The sequence below is a fragment of the Xylophilus sp. ASV27 genome (assembly GCF_016428875.1).
Lineage (GTDB): Bacteria > Pseudomonadota > Gammaproteobacteria > Burkholderiales > Burkholderiaceae_C > Xylophilus.
On the sequence record NZ_JAELTO010000157.1, the window covers coordinates 1 to 7,452 of the forward strand.

The following is a 7,452-nucleotide window of genomic DNA, read 5'->3' on the forward strand; positions in this document are numbered from 1 at the left end:
CCCCCCCCCCCCCCCCCCCCCCCCCCCCCCCCCCCCCCCCCCCCCCCCCCCCCCCCCCCCCCCCCCCCCCCCCCCCCCCCCCCCCCCTTCCCCCCCCCCCCCCCCACCCACCTCTACACTAGGTTCTCTTCGTCGGCAGCGTCAGATGTGTATAAGAGACAGCCCGCCACCGCCGCGCCGGCCACCGCCGCGCCGGCCGCGAGCGCGACCGCGCCAGTGTCCGACGCGCCCGCCGCCACGGTGGTCACGCCCGTGCGCTGACCCGGAATCCAAGCGAAAAATGCATGAAGCCCAGGCCGTACCTGGGCTTCATGCTATTGAAGTGATAGCAGTGCGTGTGCGCTACCTGAGCCGCGCGATCAGGCTCGACGTATCCCAGCGCCGCCCGCCCATCTGCTGCACGTCGGCATAGAACTGGTCCACCAGCGCCGTGACCGGCAGGCGCGCGCCGTTGCGCGCGGCCTCGTCCAGCACCAGGCCCAGGTCCTTGCGCATCCAGTCCACGGCAAAGCCGAACTCGAACTGGCCGGCCGCCATGGTCTTGCCGCGGTTGTCCATCTGCCAGCTCTGCGCCGCGCCCTTGCCGATCACGTCCAGCACCGCCGGGATGTCCAGGCCGGCCTTCTGGCCGAAGGCGATGGCCTCCGACAGCGCCTGCACCAGGCCGGCGATGCAGATCTGGTTGACCATCTTGGTCAACTGGCCGGCACCGCTGTCGCCCATGCGGGTGAAGGCGCGCGAGAAGGCCGCGGCCACCGGCGCGGCCGTGTCGAAGGCGTCCTGGTCGCCGCCGCACATCACGGTCAGCGCGCCATTCTGGGCGCCGGCCTGGCCGCCGGAGACCGGGGCGTCGATGAAATGCAGGCCACGCCCGCGCGCCGCCGCATACAGCTCGCGCGCCACGTCGGCCGAGGCGGTGGTGTGGTCCACCAGCACGGCGCCCGGCGCCATGCCGGCCAACGCGCCGTCATCGCCCAGCACGACGCTGCGCAGGTCTTCGTCATTGCCCACGCAGCAGAACACGATCGAGGCCCCCTGGACCGCCTCGCGCGGCGTGGCCGCATGCGCGCCGCCGAACTCCTGCGCCCAGGCCCGCGCCTTGGCCGCGGTGCGGTTGTAGACGGTGACCTGGTGGCCCGCGCGCGCCAGGTGCCCGGCCATCGGGGCGCCCATGACGCCGAGGCCCAGGAAGGCGACGCGGTGCGCGGCAACGGGAGAGTAGGTCTTGGGATTGAGCGTGGACATGGCGGGGGAATGGTGGCGCCGCGCGGCATGGACGGGCCGCGCGGTCAGGCGCAGGGGACGCGAAGGAGGCCCGTGCTTATCGGCGGTGTCGTTGGATCGACGCTTCTTCTTCCTTCGCGTCCGCTGCGTCCGGAACGAGAAAAGAGACTATCACAGTGCCAAGACCCAGCCGTGTCGGACGACGCCGAAAACCAGGCATGAAAGCACGGAAGGCCGCGGAGCAGGCCGGGCGCGGACATCCGCGCAACCGGCTGCGCCGGTCCGCAGGATGTGTCCCTTTGAGGGGGAGGCGAAGACGCGCAGCGCGCAGCCTGGGGGTGTGCTAGACGATCGCGAAATGCTCGGTCCCGGCGGCCAGGTCCGAGCTTTTCGCGCGCTGGCTGTTGAGCTTGATCTGCAGCCGCAGGTCATTGAGCGAGTCCGCATTGCGCAGCGCATCCTCGTAGGCGATGACGTTGCCTTCGTACAGGTCGAACAGCGACTGGTCGAAGGTCTGCATGCCGAGGTTGCGGCTCTTCTTCATGATCTCCTTCATCTCGGTGACCTCGCCCTTGAAGATCAGGTCGGAGATCAGCGGCGTGTTGAGCATCACCTCGACGGCGGCGGCGCGGCCCTTGAGGTCCTGCTTGGGCACGAGCCGCTGCGAGACCATCGCGCGCAGGTTCAGCGACAGGTCCATCAGCAGTTGCGCGCGCCGCTCTTCGGGGAAGAAGTTGATGATGCGGTCCAGCGCCTGGTTGGCGCTGTTGGCGTGCAGCGTGGCCAGGCACAGGTGGCCGGTTTCGGAGAACGCGACCGCATGCTCCATGGTCTCGCGGTCGCGGATCTCGCCCATCATGATCACGTCGGGCGCCTGGCGCAGCGTGTTCTTGAGTGCCGCCCCCCAACTGTCGGTGTCGATGCCGACCTCGCGCTGGGTCACCACGCAGTTCTTGTGCGGGTGCACGAACTCCACCGGGTCCTCGACCGTGATGATGTGGCCGAAGGAGTGCTCGTTGCGCCAGTCCACCATGGCCGCGAGCGTGGTGCTCTTGCCCGAGCCGGTGGCGCCGACGAGGATGCACAGGCCGCGCTTGGACATGGCCATTTCCTTGAGCACCTGCGGCAATCCCAGGCTGTCGATGGTGGGCAGCGTGGTCGGGATCACGCGCAGCACCATGCCGACCCGGCCCAGGTTCATGAAGGCGTTGACGCGGAAGCGCCCGATGGTGGCGGGCGAGATCGCGAAGTTGCACTCCTTGGTGCGCTCGAATTCCGCCGCCTGCCGGTCGTTCATGACGGCGCGCGCCAGCGCCAGGGTGTGGGTAGGCCCCAGGGGCTGCGGCGACACCTTGGTCACCTTGCCGTCGACCTTGATGGCGGGCGGAAAGTCGCTCGTGATGAACAGGTCGCTGCCGCCGCGGCTGACCATCAGCTTGAGCAGGTCGTTGATGAATTTACTGGCCTGGTCGCGTTCCATGGAGTACCTCCGCCCTACCGGTTGTCGCTGAGCCGCGTGCTGACCACGCGCAGCCGCAGCGATAGTTTGCGCGCCAGCAGCGCGATCAGGCACGCCGCCATGGCCGGCTCGGTGGTCAGCATCTCGTCCATCGCCTCGGCGCCCAGCACGGCGATCTCGCAGTCGGTGAGCGAGGCGCAGGCCGAGAAGCGCATGCCGCTGTCGAGCAGCGACATCTCGCCCAGGATGTCGCCGGGGCGCGCCTCGGCCAGGCGCAGGCGCTCGCCCCAGGGCTGCGTGCGGTCCACCGCAATGCTGCCGGCCAGCAGCACGATCATGAAGTTGCCGTACTCGTCCTGCCGGATCACGTCGCGGTCGGCCGGCAGCGTGGCGAACTCGAAGAAGCGCTCCATGCGCCCGATGGCGCTGGCCTCCAGCAGGCTCATGTGGCGGTCACGCGCCCAGAGCTGCTGGAGCTGTCGCACGCCGCGCGAGGGCGGCAGGGGCCTGGCGCCGACCTCGACCGCGCGCGCCGCCCACGGCGCCAGCATGGAGGGGTCCACCCCCTGGTCGGCGAAGGCGGTGGAGAAGAACGCCGAGTCCTGGCGGTCGGCGCCGTTCTTCTGGGCGGTCTTGCTGCGGAGCAGCCCGAGGATGCCGTTCATGCGTACTCCTGGGGGGCGTCGTGGAAGCCTTGCGAGGCGGGTCTAGCCGGGGAAGTTGTCGGGCATCTTGGCCTTGCTGCGCGCCTCGGCCGCGCTGATCAGATTACGGCGCACCAGCTCGGTCAGGTTCTGGTCCAGGGTCTGCATGCCCATGCTGTTGCCGGTCTGGATCGCGGAATACATCTGCGCCACCTTGCCTTCGCGGATCAGGTTGCGGATGGCGCTGGTGCCCAGCATGATCTCGTGCGCGGCGATGCGGCCCGTACCGTCCTTGAGCTTGCACAGCGTCTGCGAGATCACGGCCTGCAGCGACTCCGAGAGCATGGCGCGGACCATCTCCTTCTCTTCGGCCGGGAACACGTCGATGATCCGGTCGATGGTCTTGGCCGCGGACGAGGTGTGCAGGGTGCCGAACACCAGGTGGCCGGTCTCGGCCGCGGTCATGGCCAGCCGGATGGTTTCGAGGTCGCGCATTTCGCCGACGAGGATCGCATCCGGGTCCTCGCGCAGCGCGGACCTCAGCGCGGCCGCGAACGACAGCGTGTGCGGGCCGACCTCGCGCTGGTTGATCAGGCACTTCTTGGACTCGTGCAGGAACTCGATCGGATCCTCCACCGTGAGGATGTGGCCGTACTCCTGCTCGTTGAGGTAGTTGACCATCGCCGCCAGCGTGGTCGACTTGCCCGAGCCGGTCGGGCCGGTCACCAGCACCAGGCCCCGCGGCTTGAGCGCCAGGTCGGCGAAGATGCGCGGCGCGTTGAGCTGCTCGAGCGTCAGGATCTTCGACGGAATGGTGCGGAACACCGCGCCGGCCCCGCGGCTGTGGTTGAAGGCATTGACCCGGAAGCGCGCCAGGCCCTCGATCTCGAACGAGAAGTCGATCTCCAGGAATTCCTCGTAGGCCTTGCGCTGGCTGTCGTTCATGATGTCGTACACCATCGCATGCACCGCCTTGCGGTCCAGCGCGTCGACGTTGATGCGCCGGACGTCGCCGTGCACCCGGATCATCGGCGGCAGGCCGGCGGACAGGTGCAGGTCGGAGGCCTTGTTCTTGACGCTGAAGGCCAGCAGTTGGGTGATGTCCACGAGGGTCCTTCTGGGGCTTCGTTTGCTACGCTTGGCGGATTATGACAACCATTGGTAACAACCTCGAGAGGCTGCGCGCGCGCATCGCCGCTGCCTGCGCGGCGGCCGGCCGCGCGCCGCAGTCGGTGCGGCTGCTGGCCGTGTCCAAGACCTTCGGCCCCGAGGCGGTGCGCGAGGCCCTGGCCGCGGGCCAGCGCGCCTTCGGCGAGAACTACCTCCAGGAGGGCGTGGCCAAGGCGCAGGCGCTGGCCGGCGCCGGCATCGAGTGGCATTGCATCGGCCCGGTGCAGTCCAACAAGACGCGCCTGGCGGCCGAGCATTTCGACTGGGTGCACTCGGTGGACCGGCTCAAGACGGCCGAGCGCCTGTCGGCGCAGCGGCCCGCGGGGCTGACGCCGCTCAACGTCTGCCTGCAGGTGGACATCGACGGCGGCGCCAACAAGTCCGGCGTGCCCCCGGCCGAGGCGGCGGCGCTGGCGCACGCGGTGGCGGCGCTGCCCCGGCTGCGCCTGCGCGGCCTGATGACCATCCCCGAGCCGGTGCAAGATCCCGCCGCGCAGCGGGCGGTGCACCGGCGCGCCCGCGCGCTCTTCGATGCGCTGCGGGCCCAGGGCCTGCCGCTGGACACGCTGTCCATGGGCATGTCGGCCGACCTGGAGGCCGCGATCGAGGCCGGCAGCACCCTGGTGCGCGTGGGCACGGCGATCTTCGGCGGGCGGGCGCGCCCGGCGCCGTGAGTTCCGCGCCTCAGGAGGCGACGGCGCTGCGCGCGGCGCCCGGCGCCGCCGCGCGCACCTGGCCGACCCAGCAGACCGCCAGCAGCACCAGCACCGAGGCCACCCAGCCATTGGTTCCGAAGCCCTGGATGCTGCCGTCCGCGCCGTTGGCCAGCAGCAGTCCGCCCAGCCACGCGCCGGTACCGGTGGCCACCTGCTGCACCGCCGAATTCACACTCATGAAGGCGCCGCGCCGCGACGGGTCCGGCACCATGGTGAGCAGGGCCTGCATCGGGATCATGCGGCCGTTGGCGGTGACCATGAAGCAGGGAAACAGCAGCACGATCGCCAGCAGCGGCAGCATCGGCAGATGGGTGATGAACATCATGGGCAGCAGCGACGCCAGGGCCACGATGCGGAACATGCGCTGCTTGCCGTAGCGGTCGGCCAGCCGCCCGATGGCGCGCGAGGTGAACAGCGTGGCCGCGCCGCCGCTCAGGTAGATCCACGAGATCTGCTCCGGCTGCACGCCGTGGTTGGCCACCAGCACCGGCGCGATGAAGGGCACGAGCATCATGTGCGCCACCATGACCAGCGCCGTGAGGCCGAATGCGCGCACGTGCTCCGGCTGCCGCATGAGCGCGAACAGCTGCGGCAGGATCTGCGACGCGGGCACCGGCGGATGCACGATGTGCGCCGTCATCGGCGGCATGACCCGCTGCGCGCCCAGCCAGATCAGCACCGAGAACAGCACCAGCACGAAGAAGGGCGTGCTCCAGCCGAAGTGCGCGCCCAGCACCACGCCCAGCGGCACGCCGGCGATGGCGGCGAGCGAGAACGAGGTCATCACCAGCCCCATAGCCGCGCCGCGCCGCTCCGCCGCAATCGCGTCGCCCACGATGGACAGCACCATGGAGCCCAGCACGCCCCCGGTCAGGCCGGCGAAGGCGCGCGACAGCAGCATGGTGGAGTAGCTGTCGGCCAGCGCGCAGCCCAGGTTGGACAGCGCGAACAGCGCATACACCGCCAGCAGCAGGCGCTTGCGGTCGAAGCGGTCGACGTAGGTGGCGGCGAAGAAGCCCGAGATGCCGGCGCACCAGGAGTAGGTCGAGACCGCCGTGGCGAAGGCCGACGGGCCGACCGAGAAGGCCTGCATGATCTGCGGCCCGAGCGGCATCATCACCATGAAGTCCATGATGATGGTGAACTGGGTCAGGGCCAGCAGCCAGAGCAGGGCGCGCTCGCGGCCGGGCGGCAGGGAAAGAGGGGTGGTCATGGGCGGGCGAGGCAGGCGGGAAAGCGCTCGATCCTAGCTTCGTGCTGCGCAGTGCCGGCCGGCCGCTGCGGCAGGCGGTGCGCCAGCGGCGTCAACGGGGCCATGCGCAGGCCCTCATCGCGCCAGCACCGAGCGCCCGAACAGGCTGGCGACCAGGTCCACCGCGACCTCGGCCGTGCGGTTGCGCACGTCCAGCGCGGGGTTGATCTCCACCACGTCGAGCGAACCCAGGCAGCCGGTGTCGGCGATCATCTCCATGCAGAGTTGCATCTCGCGGTAGGTGGGGCCGCCGCGCACGGCGGTGCCCACGCCGGGCGCGTCGGCCGGGTCCAGGCAGTCGAGGTCGAAGCTCACGTGCAGGTGCGTGCGCTCGTCCAGGCCCTGCAGCGCCTCGGTCATGGTGGTGCGCATGCCGTGCTCGTCGAGGTGGCGCATGTCGAACACCTGCAGGCCCAGCTCCCGCACCGCGATGCGCTCGGCCGCGTCCACGCTGCGGATGCCGATGAAGGCGAACTGCTCGGGCCGCAACGCCTGGGCCGCGCCGCTCCAGCCGGTGAGCGCGGCCGGCCCGTGGCCCAGCAGGCAGGCCACCGGCATGCCGTGCAGGTTGCCGCTGGGGCTGACCGCCGGGGTGTTCACGTCGGTGTGGGCGTCGAGCCAGAGCACGCGCAGCGCCCGACCCTGCGCGCGGCAGTGCCGCGCCACCGCGCTGATCGAGCCGATGGCCAGGCAATGGTCGCCGCCCAGCAGCACCGGGAACTGGCCCGCCGACAGCGCCGCGCCCACGGCGTCGAACACCGCGCGGTTCCAGGCCACGACACCCTCGAGGTGGCGCAGCCCGCCGGCCGGCGCGCTCCAGGGCGTGGGCGGGCCGGCCAGGTTGCCGCGGTCGCTCACCGCCAGCCCTGTCTCTTATACACATCTAAAAGGGGGGGGGGGGGGGGGGGGGGGGGGGGGGGGGGGGGGGGGGGGGGGGGGGGGGGGGGGGGGGGGGGGGGGGGGGGGGGGGGGGGGGGGGGGGGGGGG

General features: G+C 70.8%; 7 protein-coding genes and 1 pseudogene. 2 read left to right on the top strand and 6 right to left on the bottom strand.

The annotated features are described in order from the left end of the window. Positions 1-261: hypothetical protein (locus tag JHD63_RS21015; RefSeq protein ID WP_198972751.1), on the top strand; the 261-nt coding region annotated here is incomplete at its 5' end. 81 nt (positions 262-342) lie between these two features. Here JHD63_RS21015 and JHD63_RS21020 read toward each other — a convergent pair. From JHD63_RS21020 to JHD63_RS21035, 4 genes are all read right to left on the bottom strand, one after another. Further along, on the bottom strand, positions 343-1,245 hold the full coding sequence (locus JHD63_RS21020; protein ID WP_198972752.1) for an NAD(P)-dependent oxidoreductase: 903 nt from the start codon (positions 1,243-1,245) through the stop codon (positions 343-345). A gap of 322 nt (positions 1,246-1,567) precedes the next feature. After that, positions 1,568-2,704 (bottom strand): PilT/PilU family type 4a pilus ATPase, encoded by a 1,137-nt coding sequence (locus tag JHD63_RS21025; protein WP_198972753.1) that lies wholly within the window; start codon positions 2,702-2,704, stop codon positions 1,568-1,570. A 14-nt stretch (positions 2,705-2,718) separates the two neighbouring features. Beyond that, positions 2,719-3,348 (bottom strand): Crp/Fnr family transcriptional regulator, encoded by a 630-nt coding sequence (locus JHD63_RS21030; protein ID WP_198972754.1) that lies wholly within the window; start codon positions 3,346-3,348, stop codon positions 2,719-2,721. A gap of 42 nt (positions 3,349-3,390) precedes the next feature. Further along, positions 3,391-4,434 carry a type IV pilus twitching motility protein PilT gene (locus JHD63_RS21035; RefSeq protein WP_198972755.1) on the bottom strand — a complete coding sequence of 348 codons (1,044 nt, stop codon included), beginning with the start codon at positions 4,432-4,434 and terminating at the stop codon, positions 3,391-3,393. Positions 4,435-4,475: 41 nt separating this feature from the next. Between JHD63_RS21035 and JHD63_RS21040 the strand changes: the two genes are divergently transcribed. Further along, positions 4,476-5,171 carry a YggS family pyridoxal phosphate-dependent enzyme gene (locus JHD63_RS21040; protein ID WP_198972756.1) on the top strand — a complete coding sequence of 232 codons (696 nt, stop codon included), beginning with the start codon at positions 4,476-4,478 and terminating at the stop codon, positions 5,169-5,171. A gap of 10 nt (positions 5,172-5,181) precedes the next feature. Here JHD63_RS21040 and JHD63_RS21045 read toward each other — a convergent pair whose 3' ends face one another. Both JHD63_RS21045 and rocF read right to left on the bottom strand, forming a co-directional pair. Further along, positions 5,182-6,426 carry an MFS transporter gene (locus JHD63_RS21045; RefSeq protein WP_198972757.1) on the bottom strand — a complete coding sequence of 415 codons (1,245 nt, stop codon included), beginning with the start codon at positions 6,424-6,426 and terminating at the stop codon, positions 5,182-5,184. A 114-nt stretch (positions 6,427-6,540) separates the two neighbouring features. After that, positions 6,541-7,332 (bottom strand): annotated as a pseudogene (gene rocF / locus JHD63_RS21050) (arginase); the annotation flags it as partial. Between the last annotated feature and the right edge of the window lie 120 nt (positions 7,333-7,452).

Coding starts and splice junctions, on each gene's coding strand:
- JHD63_RS21020 (WP_198972752.1), bottom strand. CDS start 1,245: ATGTCCACGCTCAATCCCAAGACCTACTCTCCCGTTGCCGCGCACCGC.
- JHD63_RS21025 (WP_198972753.1), bottom strand. CDS start 2,704: ATGGAACGCGACCAGGCCAGTAAATTCATCAACGACCTGCTCAAGCTG.
- JHD63_RS21045 (WP_198972757.1), bottom strand. CDS start 6,426: ATGACCACCCCTCTTTCCCTGCCGCCCGGCCGCGAGCGCGCCCTGCTC.
- JHD63_RS21040 (WP_198972756.1), top strand. CDS start 4,476: ATGACAACCATTGGTAACAACCTCGAGAGGCTGCGCGCGCGCATCGCC.
- JHD63_RS21030 (WP_198972754.1), bottom strand. CDS start 3,348: ATGAACGGCATCCTCGGGCTGCTCCGCAGCAAGACCGCCCAGAAGAAC.